The sequence below is a fragment of the Pseudomonas sp. AC112 genome, assembly GCF_979253545.1.
In genome coordinates this window covers 3,486,613-3,500,803 of the sequence record NZ_CEEDCM010000001.1, presented here as the reverse complement: position 1 = coordinate 3,500,803, position 14,191 = coordinate 3,486,613, and the positions used below count along the sequence as shown (strand labels likewise).

Annotated in this window: 11 protein-coding genes; 3 read left to right on the top strand and 8 right to left on the bottom strand. The window is 59.9% G+C overall.

Annotated features, from left to right (window positions below; genetic code table 11):
* Window positions 1-179: 179 nt before the first annotated feature.
* Window positions 180-1,640: a membrane-bound lytic murein transglycosylase MltF gene (gene mltF / locus AC0IYN_RS16145; RefSeq protein ID WP_406598662.1), complete on the top strand. Its 1,461-nt coding sequence runs from the start codon at window positions 180-182 to the stop codon at window positions 1,638-1,640.
* A gap of 78 nt (window positions 1,641-1,718) precedes the next feature.
* Here mltF and AC0IYN_RS16140 read toward each other — a convergent pair whose 3' ends face one another.
* The 5 genes from AC0IYN_RS16140 to treP all read right to left on the bottom strand — a co-directional run bounded on the left by AC0IYN_RS16140 (window position 1,719) and on the right by treP (window position 9,147).
* Window positions 1,719-2,009 (bottom strand): PTS sugar transporter subunit IIB, encoded by a 291-nt coding sequence (locus tag AC0IYN_RS16140; RefSeq protein ID WP_457240132.1) that lies wholly within the window; start codon window positions 2,007-2,009, stop codon window positions 1,719-1,721.
* Window positions 2,010-2,011: 2 nt separating this feature from the next.
* Window positions 2,012-4,528 carry a phosphoenolpyruvate--protein phosphotransferase gene (gene ptsP / locus AC0IYN_RS16135; RefSeq protein WP_471842324.1) on the bottom strand — a complete coding sequence of 839 codons (2,517 nt, stop codon included), beginning with the start codon at window positions 4,526-4,528 and terminating at the stop codon, window positions 2,012-2,014.
* A gap of 49 nt (window positions 4,529-4,577) precedes the next feature.
* On the bottom strand, window positions 4,578-5,798 hold the full coding sequence (locus AC0IYN_RS16130; RefSeq protein WP_457267318.1) for a maltoporin: 1,221 nt from the start codon (window positions 5,796-5,798) through the stop codon (window positions 4,578-4,580).
* A 152-nt stretch (window positions 5,799-5,950) separates the two neighbouring features.
* Complete coding sequence (gene treC, locus AC0IYN_RS16125; RefSeq protein WP_471842322.1) at window positions 5,951-7,597, bottom strand: alpha,alpha-phosphotrehalase; 1,647 nt, start codon at window positions 7,595-7,597, stop codon at window positions 5,951-5,953.
* A 107-nt stretch (window positions 7,598-7,704) separates the two neighbouring features.
* Complete coding sequence (treP, locus tag AC0IYN_RS16120; RefSeq protein ID WP_471842321.1) at window positions 7,705-9,147, bottom strand: PTS system trehalose-specific EIIBC component; 1,443 nt, start codon at window positions 9,145-9,147, stop codon at window positions 7,705-7,707.
* A 241-nt stretch (window positions 9,148-9,388) separates the two neighbouring features.
* Between treP and treR the strand changes: the two genes are divergently transcribed.
* Window positions 9,389-10,093, top strand: a complete 705-nt coding sequence (treR, locus tag AC0IYN_RS16115) for a trehalose operon repressor (RefSeq protein WP_046035242.1) — start codon at window positions 9,389-9,391, stop codon at window positions 10,091-10,093.
* A 46-nt stretch (window positions 10,094-10,139) separates the two neighbouring features.
* Here the strand turns inward: treR and AC0IYN_RS16110 are convergent, their stop codons facing one another.
* Both AC0IYN_RS16110 and AC0IYN_RS16105 read right to left on the bottom strand, forming a co-directional pair.
* Complete coding sequence (locus AC0IYN_RS16110; protein ID WP_471842320.1) at window positions 10,140-10,865, bottom strand: Fic/DOC family protein; 726 nt, start codon at window positions 10,863-10,865, stop codon at window positions 10,140-10,142.
* On the bottom strand, window positions 10,858-11,655 hold the full coding sequence (locus AC0IYN_RS16105) for a hypothetical protein (protein ID WP_471842319.1): 798 nt from the start codon (window positions 11,653-11,655) through the stop codon (window positions 10,858-10,860). The genes AC0IYN_RS16110 and AC0IYN_RS16105 overlap by 8 nt, the downstream gene beginning before the upstream one ends.
* Window positions 11,656-11,727: 72 nt before the next feature.
* On the opposite strand from AC0IYN_RS16105, the gene AC0IYN_RS16100 reads away from it, so the two are divergent.
* Window positions 11,728-12,498 (top strand): APH(3')-II family aminoglycoside O-phosphotransferase, encoded by a 771-nt coding sequence (locus AC0IYN_RS16100; protein ID WP_471842318.1) that lies wholly within the window; start codon window positions 11,728-11,730, stop codon window positions 12,496-12,498.
* Window positions 12,499-12,577: 79 nt separating this feature from the next.
* On the opposite strand, the gene guaA is transcribed toward AC0IYN_RS16100, so the two are convergent.
* Entirely contained in the window at window positions 12,578-14,155 is a 1,578-nt protein-coding gene (gene guaA, locus AC0IYN_RS16095; RefSeq protein ID WP_028617834.1) for a glutamine-hydrolyzing GMP synthase, read from the bottom strand.
* Window positions 14,156-14,191: the final 36 nt, after the last annotated feature.

Genomic DNA, 14,191 nt, shown 5'->3' with positions numbered 1-14,191 from the left:
TGGCTGGATTACGCCCCTTTCGTGAGGGTGAGCAGGGTATTCGGCGCAGTTATTTTAACCGTCACAATCCCTCGCCAAGCCGCGTTTCTGCGGGCTGCAGCACAGTTTTACCGGCGCTAGCAGACAAGACCCGCGCTGTCGAGATATGGCGCCGTGGGCCGTTTGCGTATACTGCGCAGATGTTCTCCCCAACTGCTTTGCGCCCGCGATGCGCCAAATGGCTCATCGCCACCGGACTCTTCCTGATGCTCAGCGCCTGTGTTGATAAACCCAGCACGCTCGAGCGAATCAAGGAGGATGGCGTATTGCGGGTGGTCACCCGGAACAGCCCGGCGACTTATTTCCAGGACCGCAACGGTGAAACCGGTTTCGAATACGAACTGGTCAAGCGCTTCGCCGACGACCTGGGCGTGAAGCTGGAGATCGAGACTGCCGACAACCTCGACGACCTGTTCGGCCAGCTGGGCAAACCCAACGGCCCGGTCCTCGCGGCGGCCGGCCTGGTCAGCAGCGAACAGCGCCAGCAACAGGTGCGTTTCTCCCACCCTTATCTAGAAGTCACCCCGCAGATCATCTACCGCAACGGCCAGTCGCGCCCCACCAATGCGGCGGACCTGGTGGGCAAGAAGATCATGGTACTCAAGGGCAGCACCCACGCCGAGCAGCTGGCAGCGCTTAAAAAGCAGAATCCTGCAATTGAATACGAAGAATCCGACGCCGTTGAGGTCGTCGACCTGCTGCGCATGGTGGACGAGGGGCAAATCGACCTGACCCTGGTGGACTCCAACGAAGTGGCGATGAACCAGGTGTACTTCCCCAACGTGCGCGTGGCGTTCGACCTGGGCAATGCCAGCAACCAGAGCTGGGCCGTGGCTGCCGGTGAAGACAACAGCCTGCTTAACGAGATCAACAGTTACCTGGATAAAGTCGAGAAGAACGGCACGTTGCAGCGTCTGAAAGACCGCTACTACGGGCATGTCGATGTTCTGGGTTATGTAGGCGCCTACACCTTCGCCCAGCATCTGCAGCAGCGTTTGCCCAAGTACGAGAAGCACTTCCGCGCCTACGCCAAGGAAGAAAAGGTCGATTGGCGCCTGCTGGCAGCCATCGGCTATCAGGAGTCACTGTGGCAACCCGCCGTCACCTCCAAGACCGGCGTGCGCGGCCTGATGATGCTGACCCAGAACACCGCCCAGGCGATGGGCGTGTCCAACCGCCTGGACCCCAAGCAAAGCATCATGGGTGGCGCCAAGTACCTGGCCAAGATCAAGGATGAATTGGACGACAGCATTGCCGAGCCGGATCGCACCTGGTTTGCCCTCGCCGCCTACAACGTCGGCACCGGTCACCTGGAAGACGCCCGCACTTTGGCCAAACGTGAAGGCCTGAACCCGAACAAGTGGCTGGACGTAAAGAAGATGCTGCCGCGCCTGTCGCAGAAGCAGTGGTACAGCAAGACCCGCTATGGCTATGCCCGTGGTGGGGAGCCGGTGCACTTCGTAGCGAACATCCGCCGCTACTACGACATCCTCACCTGGGTGACCCAGCCGCAGCTGGAGGGCAACCAGGTGGTCGAAGGCAACTTGCATGTGCCGGGTGTGGACAAGACCAAGCCGCCAGAAGATAACCCGCAGCTCTGACCCCCTATCCCGCTCTTGTAGGAGCCCGGCTTGCCGGCGATGCGATTTCAAGGGCCCCATCGCCGGCAAGCCGGGCTCCTACAGGTGTGGGGACAGGCCAGTGATCAGGTGTACAACGCCGCCGGCGAGTACCATCACTGCCGGAACACCCGCTACTTTCAACGCCGTAGCATCCACCTTCGCCACATCCTGCAACTGCACCCGCACCCGCGTCAGCGCCACACGCTGCTGCGACTTGAGGTTATCCGCCCCTCCCAACGCGTTCAGCACCTCGGCCGACAGCAGGCTCTGCGTCGGCGCAGTGACCGTCTCGGCAATCAAATCCGGCGTCAGGGCCTTCCAGAACGCCCGCTGCAATTTCTCGAACATACTCAGTGCTCCACGACAGGTGAGGTTTCTACGGTGGCCGCGTGATATTGGCGCAAGGCCTCACGCACCTGGGCGGCTTCTTCCAGGCCCAGGACCTGGCGGGCGATGATCTGGCAGTCAGCCAGGTCCAGCTCGCGCACGGTGGCTTTGATGGTGGGGATCAACGGCACGCTGACCGACAACTCGTCCACGCCCAGCCCGATCAATACGGGTACCGCCAGCGCCTCGGACGCCAACGCGCCGCACACACCCACCCACTTGCCATGGGCGTGGGCGGCCTTGACCGTGGCGGCAATCAGGCGCAATACCGCCGGATGGAAGCTATCGGCCTGACTGGCCAGGCGCGGGTGGTCGCGGTCCATGGCGAGCGTGTATTGGGTCAGGTCGTTGGTGCCGATAGAGAAGAAATCCACATGGGGCGCGAACACATCCGCCATCAGCGCGGCGGACGGCACTTCAATCATGATGCCCAGCTTTGGCAACTCAATGAGCCCCAGCGCCAACGCTTCCTCTTCAAGGATCCTGCGCGCCAGGTGCAGTTCCGACAGCAGGCTGATCATCGGCAACATGATGTGCAGCCGTGCAAAGCCGGCGCTGGCGAGGATCGCGCGGAATTGTTCGCGCAGCAGTTCCGGGCGTTCCAGGCACAAACGGATGCCGCGCAGACCGAGGAAGGGGTTGGTCTCGGCGTCCATCGGCACATAGGCCAAGGGTTTGTCGCCACCCACGTCGAGGGTGCGCACCACCAGGTTGCGCTCGGTGCCCAGGGCACGGGCGATCGCGGTGTAGGTCGCTGCCTGTTCGTCGGGACTTGGGGCACGGTTGCGATCCAGATACAGGAACTCCGATCTCAGCAGGCCGACGCCTTCGCCGCCGAGGGCCAAGGATTGCTCGACTTCCTGCAACGAAGCCACGTTGGCAGTGACTTCAACATGATGACCATCGCGGGTAGTGGCGGGTAACGACGCCTGCGCCACATCGCGCTGATGGCGGAGCACCTGTTGCTTACGCGCAACGTCCAGCTGCTCGATTTCGGCCAGGTTCGGGTCGAGGTGCAGCTCGCCTTTGTCGGCGTCGAGCAGCACCTGCTTGCCATTGGCCACCGCCAACACCTGAGCCGAAACACCGCAGATAGCCGGCAGGCCCAGGGCACGAGCGAGGATTGCGACGTGGCTGGTCGCACCACCACCAACAGTGACAAACCCCAGCACCTTGCGTGTGTCCAGGCTGGCGGTCTGTGAAGGCGTCAGTTGTTCGGCGATCAGGATCGCGCGCTCCGGCAACTCCCAGGCGCTGTCTTGGATGCCCAGGATCAGTTTCAGCACGCGCTGGCCGACGTCCGCCAAGTCTGCCGCACGCTCAGCGATCAGCGCGTTGCCCAACCCCTGGAATAGCTTGATGGTCGCGAGCGTCGCGCTGTTCCAGGCAAACGCGGCACTCTTGCCTTCAGCCAGTAGGCGGTGGGCATGTTCCAGCAAGGTCGGGTCTTCGAGCAACTCCTGATGCGCGCGAAAAATCTCGGCCTGAGCGCTGCCAGCCGCCTTGTCCTGCAACACCTGCAATGCTTCAGTGGCGGCGAGCAAGCCGCGCGTCAAAGCAGCGCGTTCTGTTGCTTCATCCATGCCTTGCGCCGTGATGATCAGCTCCGGTTCGGTCACTTGAACGACCTGACCAAACGCCGAGCCCGGTGACGCACACACGCCCCGCAGCAAGGTTGCCGGCGACTGCGTTGCGACCGGCTCGGCAATGCTTGCCACTACCTCGCCACAGCCTTCGGCCAACAAGACCACCAGCGCCTTGATCGCCGCCTCGGCGTCCTCGCCCGCCGCGCTCACTTGCAAGGTATCGCCCTGCACGGTTTGCAACGCCATGATCGCCACCAGCGATTTGGCGTTGGCGCTCTGGGTTTGCTTGTGCAGGTAAATGCTGGCGTTGAAACCTTTCGCCGCCTGGGCAAATACCGCTGCCGGGCGGGCATGCAGGCCGTTGGCGTTGGGCAAGGTCAGCGGCTTGGAGAACAATGCATCGCCCTCCTCGTCGTCCGCTGCTTCCACGACCGCACGTGGGGATAACTGCAACAGCGGCTGGCCCATTTCCACCAGGCCGTCCGCCAACAGGCTGAAGGGCTCGCCGCTGACCACCAGCATCAAGGTCAGCAAACTGCGTGCGTTGAGTGCCACGTAGTCGGCATCGAATTCGATCAACGGCTGCCCGGCCTCCACCCGCTGGCCTTCCTGCACCAATCGGGTGAAACCCTGGCCCGCCAGGTTCACGGTGTCCAGGCCGATATGCATCAGCACCTGGACGCCGTTGTCGTCGGTGACACTGACCGCATGCCCACTGTCCTGGATATTGCTGATCACCCCGGCCAGCGGCGCGCAGAGCGCCTGCGACGTGGGGTCGATGCACAGGCCATCGCCGATCAGGCGGCTGGAGAAAACCGGGTCCGGCACCTTGTCCAGCGCCAGCAGCACACCCGACAAGGGCGCCAGCAATTCCAGGGGTTGAGTTGTGGTCATGACTTCACCTGTTGTTTTGTTCTGTAGATATCATTGAGTGGAGGAAGGATTACTTCCACCAGTACTCAACCTGCACGCCAAAGTTCGACCCATGCCGCGCCGTGCCATAGGAGCCGGTATCAGACAACGCCGACCCCGCCGCCAATTCATTCGCCGCACGCTTGGCCGCTTCGTTCCAGGTTGCATAGGTGTAGTACAAGCGCACCTCCGGCCGCGCCCAGAATTCCGGGCCTTTGGGTGACCAGGTCGGGGCGAAGGTAAATTTGCTCAGTTTGCGTGTACCGCCGGTGGCGTCGACCTGATCATGCCCAAGTTCGGTGACCAGTTTGAACTGCTCGCTGATGGCATACGCCGGGCGCACACCGATGGACATCCAGGTCTGGTCGCTTGAGCCTGGGCGAATGTCTTTCTGGTACACCGCCTCGACCTGCCCACCAAAACGCGGCGTCACCTGCCAGTCGAAAAACTCCACGGCGCGGTAACTTTTGCTGCTGTTGTCCAGGAAGGTATTGCCGGTGTAGCCCAGGCCGGTGCCGGGGCCTTCGCCGTACTGCAAGGCGAACTTGTTCTTGCCGCCGAGGAAAGGTTTTTGCACGTGCTGCGCAGTGATCGCCCAGCCGCTGTGGGTGTCACGCCCGCCGGCTTTTTCGATGTGGCTCAGGCCCAGTTCCAGCTCGCCGCCAGGGTTGGTCTTGAAGCCCGCGACGTTGAAGTCGTGACGGGTGGCGTATTCCTTCTGGTACAGGTTGTCCTTGCGCGAAATCGCGTAGCTGTATTTGAGGTCGCCGATCAGCACGTCCTCGATACCACCGCCCGTGGCGCTCTGGTTCCAGTAGTAGAAGTCGGAGATATGGATGTCGTTACGTTTGTAGTAACGCCGACCGGCCCATACCGAACCGCCATTGAGCGCTGGCAGGTTGGACCACTGCGCATACATCTGCGGCATGCGCGCGGTGCCGTTGTTCTCGCCTTGGAACTTCAGCTCGCGGTCGTATTTGTTATAGAGCGACGCCATTGCATCGACGCTGAGCACCGAGCCGTCGTCCAGGGTGAGCAGGTCTTGGCGCAGCTCCAGTTCGGCGTATTGTTCGCATTCGTTACCCAGGCGGTATTTGGTTTGCGCCCCCGGCAGTTGGAAACACTGCTGTGGGCCGCTACCGGTTGAAGTGCCTGCGCCGCTGCGCAAGTAACCGGCAAATTCCAGTGCTTGAGCGCCAAAGGGCAAGCCCAGGCAAGACGCAACGAGGCCCAGCTTTATTGTTGTTCTCATGAAACGCTCCTTTTATTTTTATTGTTTTCTTACTTTTTTGCTCGACACGATCCCTTGTAGGCGCCGGTTTGCCGGCGATAGCAGTCCGCAGGGCGATAGCGGTCTTGAGGGCGCTATCGCCGGCAAGCCGGCTCCTACAGGGGCGCGTTGTTTCAGTCTTTCAGGTGCAGGACGAAGGATTCATAGGGGCGCAGTGCGACGGTGGCGTTGCGGTGCTGGCAGTCGGGGTAGTTGCTGATCAGCAGGCGCTGCTCGCTGGCCGAGTTGATGACGCCATCCGGCAGTTGGATTTCGCAGGGCGTGCCGTAGAAGTTGTTCAACACCAGCAGGCGTTCGCCATGGCCCTCACGCAGGTACGCCCAGACCTGCAAATGCTCTTGCAACAGTTGGCGATAAACGCCTTCCTGGATCAGCGGCTCATGGCGGCGCAACGCGATCAGCGCACGGTAGTGATGCAGCACCGAATCCGGGTCGTCCAACTGGCTCTCGACATTGATCTGCGCCGCATTGGCCGGGATCCCTATCCACGGCTCCCCCCTGCTGAAACCCGCGTTCGCCCCGGCATTCCACTGCATCGGCGTGCGGCCGTTGTCGCGGGACTTCTGCATGATCGCGGCCATGCTCGACGCCTCGGACTCACCCGCATCGCGCTTGAGCCGGAAGATGTTCAGGGTCTCTACATCGCGGTACTGCTCGATCCTGTCGAAGCCCGGATTGGTCATGCCCAGCTCTTCGCCCTGGTACACAAACGGCGTGCCCTGGAGGAAGTGCAGCGCGGTCGCCAGCATCTTGGCCGAGATCCCCCGATGCTCACCGTCATTGCCGAAGCGCGAGACCACCCGTGGCTGGTCGTGGTTACACCAGAACAGCGCGTTCCAGCCGCCACCGGCCTGCATGCCCAGTTGCCAGTCGGAGAAAATCTGCTTGAGCTGCAAGAAGTCGAAGTCAGCCTTCACCCACTTCTGCAGGTTCGGGTAATCGACCTTCAGGTGATGAAAGTTGAAGGTCATCGACAGCTCTTTCGACTCAGGCCGTGAGTAGCGGATGCAGTGTTCGAGGCTGGTGGACGACATCTCGCCGACGTTGATCAGGTCATGCCCTTCGAACACTTCGCGGTGCATTTCCTGCAGGTAGTCGTGCACGTTCGGGCCATCGGTGTAGAAGCGCCGACCGTCGCTGGTGTCCTCGGGGAAATCGGCAGGCTTGGAGATCAGGTTGATCACGTCCAGGCGGAAACCGCCCACGCCCTTGTCGCGCCAGAAGCGCATCAGCTTGAACACTTCGGCGCGCACCTTGGGGTTGTCCCAATTCAGGTCGGCCTGGGTGTGGTCGAACAGGTGCAGGAAGTACTGTCCGGTTTGCGCCTCGTATTCCCAGGCCGAGCCGCCGAACTTGGATTCCCAGTTGTTCGGCTGGTCGCGCCAGATGTAGAAGTCGCGGTAAGGGTTATCGAGGCTGCTGCGCGCCTGCTGGAACCATTCGTGTTCGATCGAGGTGTGGTTGACCACGATATCCAGCATCAACTTGATGCCGCGCTTGGCCGCTTCACTGATCAGCAGGTCGCAATCGGCCATGGTCCCGTAGCTGGGGTCGATGGCGTAGTAGTCGCTGATGTCGTAGCCGTTGTCCCGTTGCGGCGAGCGCAGGAACGGGGTGATCCACAGGCAGTCGACGCCCAGCCATTTGAGGTAGTCAAGTTTGTCCACGATGCCCAGCAGGTCACCGGTGGCGTTACCCGCGTGGCTGTGGAAGCTTTTGGGGTAGATCTGGTAGATCACCGAGTGTTGCCAGTCTTGCATGGTGGGTTCCTTCAGTTGATTTTTGTACAGGCCTCTCGGGCCTCATCGCCGGCAAGCCCGGGACGCGTTTCAAATGTGGAAGCTGGCTTGCCTGCGATGGCGTCGGGTCAGGCGACCCTGTACCCAGGCCGAACAATCTTCATGCTCAACGCACAGGTCAAAACAAACGGCACCACCATCGCGATGACCATGCCAATCACAAACACCGCGATGGATTGCGGCACGATCGAGATAAACCCAGGCAAGCCTCCCACCCCGATGGCCGAGGCCTGCACCTTGTTCAGCGCGAGGAAAATGCTGCCCAATCCCGAGCCCACCAAGGCCGCATAGAACGGAAACTTGAAACGCAAATTCACCCCGAACATCGCCGGCTCAGTAATGCCGAAGTAAGCCGAAATCGCCGAGGTCGACGCCATGCTCTTATCCCGCGCATTGCGGGTCATGTAGAACACCGCGAGCGCAGCGCTGCCCTGGGCCAGGTTGGACATGACGATCATTGGCCAGATAAAGGTGCCGCCCTGAGTAGAAATAAGCTGCAGGTCCACGGCGAGGAACATGTGGTGCATTCCGGTGATCACCAGCGGTGCATACAGCAGGCCGAAAATCGCCCCGCCGACCATGGGAGCCAGGTCAAACAGCGTGACCACGCCTTCTGTGATCAGGATGCCGAGATGACGGGTCACCGGGCCAATGATCGCCAGGGCCAACACACCCGTGACGACGATGGTGGTGATGGGTACGACGAGCAGTTGAATCGCGTTGGGCACTCGCGCCCGCAACCATTTCTCGATCACGCTCATCACATAGGCGGCCATCAGGATCGGTAGGATCTGCCCCTGGTAGCCGACTTTTTCAATCTGGAACCAGCCGAAAATATCGAAGTACGGCAGGCTCTGGCCGTCGAGACCGGCGACCGCCTTGCCGTAGTTCCAGGCGTTGAGCAAGTCCGGATGCACCAGCATCAGGCCAAGTACGATGCCGAGGATTTCGCTGCCGCCAAAGCGCCTGGCTGCCGACCAGCCCACCAATGCCGGCAGGAACACAAACGAGGTGTTAGCCATCAGGTTGATCAGGCTCCAAAGGCCATCCAGGTTCGGGTAGGCCTCCAGCAGCGTCTTGCCCTCGATGAACATGCCCTTGGCGCCCATCAGGTTGTTCACGCCCATCAACAGGCCGGCGATGATCAACGCGGGCAGGATCGGCATGAACACATCGGAGAACACCCGCACCAGGCGCTGCATGGCGTTGGTCTTGTCGGCGCCCTTCTTCTTCACGTCAGCGATGGTGGCGGCGGCGAGGCCGGTCTGTTCGCGCAGGGCGGCATAGACCTTTTCCACTTCGCCGGGGCCGATCACCACCTGGAACAGGCCACCGGTGAAGAACGAACCCTTGACCAGATCGACCTGGTTCAGCGCGCTGCCGTTGACCCGGCTCGGGTCCTTGAGCGCCAGGCGCAGGCGGGTCACGCAGTGGGCAGCTTGCTCAAGGTTGTCGCTGCCCCCGAGGTTCTCGAGAATCTCGCGGGCAATCGTCGAATAGTCGTGGCTCATGCTTGGTTTCCACTTTGATTTTTTTATTTGGGGGCAGTCATTGGCAGCACGCCGAAGGCAAAAGTACTCGTCTGTACGAGTTAAAGCAACAACTCGTCTGTACGAGTTACAATTTGTTTATTTTCTGTAGGTGTCGGCATGCCGGCACCTACAGAAGGATCGTTCTCCGCAAGCCCAATGGACAAACCCCACCTGTGCCACTAAGGTTCCTGCCTGAACGCAAAGGCACAGAGCCATCCCCATGAGCAAATACAACCAGATCTATACGGATCTGCTTGCCAGCATCACGACTGAACGCCTGCAGCGCGGCACACGCCTTCCCTCCGAAACCGAATTGATGGACAGCTACCAGGCCAGCCGAGGCACCGTACGTCGGGCCATCGAGCAGTTGCAGGAGCGCGGGTTTGCACAAAAGATCCACGGCAAAGGCACCTTCGTGTTGTCGCCCAACCCGATCGAGTTCCAACTGGGCGGCATCGTCAGCTTCCACGAAACCCACGCCGACCTGGGCGATGACGTACGCACCGAAGTGGTCGAATTCACCCAGTTCCCGCTGGAAGGCTCACTGCTGCAACACATCGAAGCCGAACCCGGCACCCTGATCACCCGCATCAAACGGGTACGGCGTATTGGCGGCAAAAGGGTGATCCTCGACATCAACCACTTCGTGGCCGATGTAATCCCCGGCCTGGACCGCGCGATTGCAGAGCAGTCGATCTACGCGTTTATCGAACAGACGTTGCAACTGCAAATTGCCTACGCGCAACGCACCATCGAAGCCCTGCCGCGCGGCAAAGACGACCAGACCCACCTCGACCTCGAAGGCCAGAGCCATGTGATCGTGGTGAGTAACCAGACGTTTTTGCAGGACGGGCGGCAGTTCGAGTACACCGAGTCGCGGCATACGTTGGATAAGTTTTATTTTTCGGATATTGCGCGGCGGTGAAAGGTACGCGCAGGGTTGGGGGCTAGAGGCTTGAGAGCCGCGCCCCTTAATCGATGGTGTAGCCCCGACGCTGATCAAATGCCTGATATTTTCGGGAGATCGCAGGATCGTCTGAAAGCCCCTCGACAGTGTCCGTCGTCACTAAGCCATTCAGGCCGCGGACGGAATGAATAGCGGCTTCCCATGCGCCCGGCTCAACCGGTGGCTCGATAAATTTCTTTAAGTACGTATCCAGAATGCCCTTACCAGGCGCCTCGATCTCTTGACTCAAGGCAGATAGGTAGGCCGACTTATCCGTCAGGCTCCAATTGATCGAGAACCCCGCGCGATGACAGAGGACTGAATGAACCACCAGCATCGTTCTTCCATTGCCATCAAGGAATGGATGCCCGTAAGCGAAAAAGCCCATCACCAGCCCCGGTGACTTTTTAAGAACGGCCTTGTCCTGCCCCAAGCGAAGCCCTTCTTCAACGGCTCTTTTGGCTTCGTACGGAAGGCAAAAACAGGTGCCTGCTTTAGAGATCGCCAAATCAGGAGATGTCGTCATCCTGTCCCTGCCTGCCCACGGATAAAGATCGCCAAATAGAAGCGCGTGGACGTGTAGAAAATCGCGGTACGTGATCGTGCGTTTCTTGGCCAAATAGGCCATCGCGTCAGCAAGGTTCGCCGTAAACAGGTCATGTTCAAGCTGCTTGACGATGCTGAGGTCTTTTTCACCCACAACGTTTCTGAGATAGCCCTTCGCGTAAAAGTCCTTGAATGGGTCAAACACGCTGCTTTTCCCTCAAGTAGTTGGTGAGCAGGTGAACCGCTTCCAGACCGGTGACTTTTTTCTCTTTCTTCAGCGCAATGACCAAGTTCTCTATGACGTCAGTGCGAACATCATCTCCCGCCAGACGGGAAACATTTTCTGCCCACTCATCTGCGTAAGTCCTGATATAAGCGACCTGGCACGAGTCCGCCAGATCCATCACATAACGTCTTAGTCCAGACTTAGGAATGATCAACGCACCCGTTGTCGGATGACGCCGTACCGAGCTCTTTGGTTTCCGGGGAGAGGCGGGTTCATTGACATAAACCACTGACCGTCCCCCGAGCGATAACTTGCGTCGAATTCGGCGGCTACCTTTCACGCAGATTTTTGCGTTTTTTGACACGGCTGAACGCCCCGATCCGGATTTGGCGACTTGCGCAGACGCACTAACGCCCAGCCGCTGAAACACCTCAACAGCGAGTGTTTCAAGGTCAGCTACAGGAGTGACAACGCCTGTATCAGGGTGACGCGAAGCTTTCGCATAGATGCCAATGCCCATGCGGACGATCACGCCTTTGCGCATTAGCTCATCCAACGCAACAGAAACCTGCGAATGCCCGCCAAGCGCAGCAACATCCATGCGCAGGATCACGTTCTCCAGCATGCCATCAATGGCACTCTGCATACGCTCTTCCAGCTTCATGTACAGGCCTCCAAGATTGCGACCGCTCACAGTGAGCAATGGCATCAGCGTGTTAATTCGATCAGAAGCAATAAGGTAGCGTTGCTTCATTTCGATTATGGGCAAGCCTAGGAAATCCTCCAACCCTTCCCGGCTTGAAGTAGAGTTTGTACGGGTCTCAACTGGAAAGAAAGCACCGTGAATATTCCAAACAAATGGCGTGGACAATACCCCCATGCACTCATCGAGCAGCAAGCCATCGGCGAGTCGCGCGCAGATGTCTTTCGCCTGCGCCAGGACGACGGCACGGATCTGTTCCTGAAGTCCGAGCCCCTTGAGGAACACGGTGAGTTGGCGGATGAAATCGAGCGGCTGCAGTGGCTGCGGCAGATTGATCTGCCTGCGCCTGTGGTCCTGGATGAAGTGCAAGAAGACCATCGCCATTGGCTGCTGATGACCACCGTACCGGGACAGGACCTGGCCAGCGCCAGCGAGCTTTCTGCCGCGCAGGTCATCAACCTACTAGCGACGGCGCTGCGTACGTTGCATCAAATTCCTGTCGTACGCTGCCCCTTCGACCATTCACTTGAGCAACGCATCGCACGCGCCCAGGCACATGTCAGCGCGGGTCGGGTGGACGAGTCGGACTTCGACAACGAGCGACTGGGGCGAAGTGCTGAGGACGTGTTTGCCGAACTGTTGTCGATTCAGCCAAAGACCCATGATCGGGTCGTCACCCACGGCGACGCCTGCCTGCCGAACTTCATGACGGCAGAGGGTCGCTTCAGTGGCTTCATCGACTGTGGTCGCCTGGGGATCAGTGACCGTTATCAAGACCTTGCCCTGGCAGCGCGAAGTATTGAACGCAACCTGGGGCAGGCATGGGTTAAACCCTTTTTTGAGGTTTATGGTGTGGAGCCCGATGAGCAGCGGATGAAGTTCTATTGTTTGTTGGATGAGTTTTTCTGACCTGGCCTGCAGCCTAAAACACAAAACCCCGGCACATGGCCGGGGTTTTGTTATTCAACGCTCACCTGCTAACGCAGGATCACTCCCACTCAATCGTCGCCGGCGGCTTGCTCGACACGTCATACGTCACGCGCGAAATACCTTCGATCTCATTGATGATACGGCCGCTGACAGTTTCCAGCAGTTCGTACGGCAGGTGTGCCCAGCGGGCGGTCATGAAGTCGATGGTTTCCACCGCACGCAGGGCCACGACCCAGGCGTAACGACGACCGTCACCGACCACGCCAACCGATTTCACCGGCTGGAAGACCACGAATGCCTGGCTGACTTTGTGGTACCAGTCGGCCTTGCGCAGTTCTTCGATGAAGATGTGGTCGGCGCGACGCAGCAGGTCGGCGTATTCCTTTTTCACTTCACCGAGGATACGCACGCCCAGGCCCGGGCCCGGGAATGGGTGGCGGTAGACCATGTCGTACGGCAGGCCGAGTTCCAGGCCCAGACGGCGGACTTCGTCCTTGAACAGTTCGCGCAGCGGCTCTACCAGCTTGAGGTTCATTTCCTCAGGCAGGCCACCCACGTTGTGGTGGGACTTGATCACGTGGGCCTTGCCGCTCTTGGCGCCGGCCGACTCGATCACGTCAGGGTAGATGGTGCCCTGGGCGAGGAACTTGATGTTGTCCAGTTTGTTGGACTGGGCATCGAACACGTCGATGAAGGTGCGACCGATGATCTTGCGCTTCTTCTCTGGGTCGGACTCGCCGGCCAGGTTGTTGAGGAACTGGTCCTCGGCGTTGGCGCGGATTACCTTGACGCCCATGTTCTCGGCGAACATGGCCATCACTTGCTCGCCTTCGTGCAGGCGCAGCAGGCCGTTGTCGACGAACACGCAGGTCAGTTGGTCGCCAATGGCTTTGTGCAGCAAGGCTGCTACCACGGAGGAGTCAACGCCGCCGGACAGGCCGAGCAATACGTTGTCGGTGCCGACTTGGGCGCGCACCTGGGCGATGGCGTCTTCAGCGATCTTCGACGGGGTCCACAGGGCCTCACACTCGCAGATGTCGAGGATGAAGCGCGACAGGATGCGGCCGCCTTGCTTGGTGTGGGTCACTTCCGGGTGGAACTGCACGCCGTAGTAGCGGCGCTCGTCGCTGAACATGCCGGCGATTGGGCAGCTCGGGGTGCTGGCCAGGATGTGGAAGTCTTCCGGCATTTTGGTGACCTTGTCACCGTGGCTCATCCACACATCGAGGCCGAACAGGCCGTCGGCGTCGACGTGGTCTTCGATGCCGTCCAGCAGGCGGCTCTTGCCGACCACATCGACACGGGCATAACCGAATTCACGCAGCTCGGAACCTTCAACCTTGCCGCCCAGTTGCTCGGCCATGGTTTGCATGCCGTAGCAGATGCCGAAGACCGGTACGCCCAGGTCGAATACGGCTTGCGGGCAACGCGGGCTGTTGGCTTCGTGCACGGACTCGGGGCCACCGGCGAGGATGACGCCTTTCGGTGCGAATTCGCGGATCGCTTCGTCGTCCATGTCGAACGGATGCAGTTCGCAGTACACGCCGATTTCACGCACGCGGCGGGCGATCAATTGGGTGTACTGGGAACCGAAATCGAGGATCAGGATGCGGTGGGCGTGAATGTCGAGGGCCATGAAGTCAGTCTCGTCTAATGAATCAGAAACAACTCG

Excerpts from the sequence above, each read along its gene's own strand:
- treC (WP_471842322.1), bottom strand. The coding sequence starts at position 7,597 with ATGCAAGACTGGCAACACTCGGTGATCTACCAGATCTACCCCAAAAGC.
- mltF (WP_406598662.1), top strand. The coding sequence starts at position 180 with ATGTTCTCCCCAACTGCTTTGCGCCCGCGATGCGCCAAATGGCTCATC.
- guaA (WP_028617834.1), bottom strand. The coding sequence starts at position 14,155 with ATGGCCCTCGACATTCACGCCCACCGCATCCTGATCCTCGATTTCGGT.
- AC0IYN_RS16130 (WP_457267318.1), bottom strand. The coding sequence starts at position 5,798 with ATGAGAACAACAATAAAGCTGGGCCTCGTTGCGTCTTGCCTGGGCTTG.
- treP (WP_471842321.1), bottom strand. The coding sequence starts at position 9,147 with ATGAGCCACGACTATTCGACGATTGCCCGCGAGATTCTCGAGAACCTC.
- treR (WP_046035242.1), top strand. The coding sequence starts at position 9,389 with ATGAGCAAATACAACCAGATCTATACGGATCTGCTTGCCAGCATCACG.
- ptsP (WP_471842324.1), bottom strand. The coding sequence starts at position 4,528 with ATGACCACAACTCAACCCCTGGAATTGCTGGCGCCCTTGTCGGGTGTG.
- AC0IYN_RS16140 (WP_457240132.1), bottom strand. The coding sequence starts at position 2,009 with ATGTTCGAGAAATTGCAGCGGGCGTTCTGGAAGGCCCTGACGCCGGAT.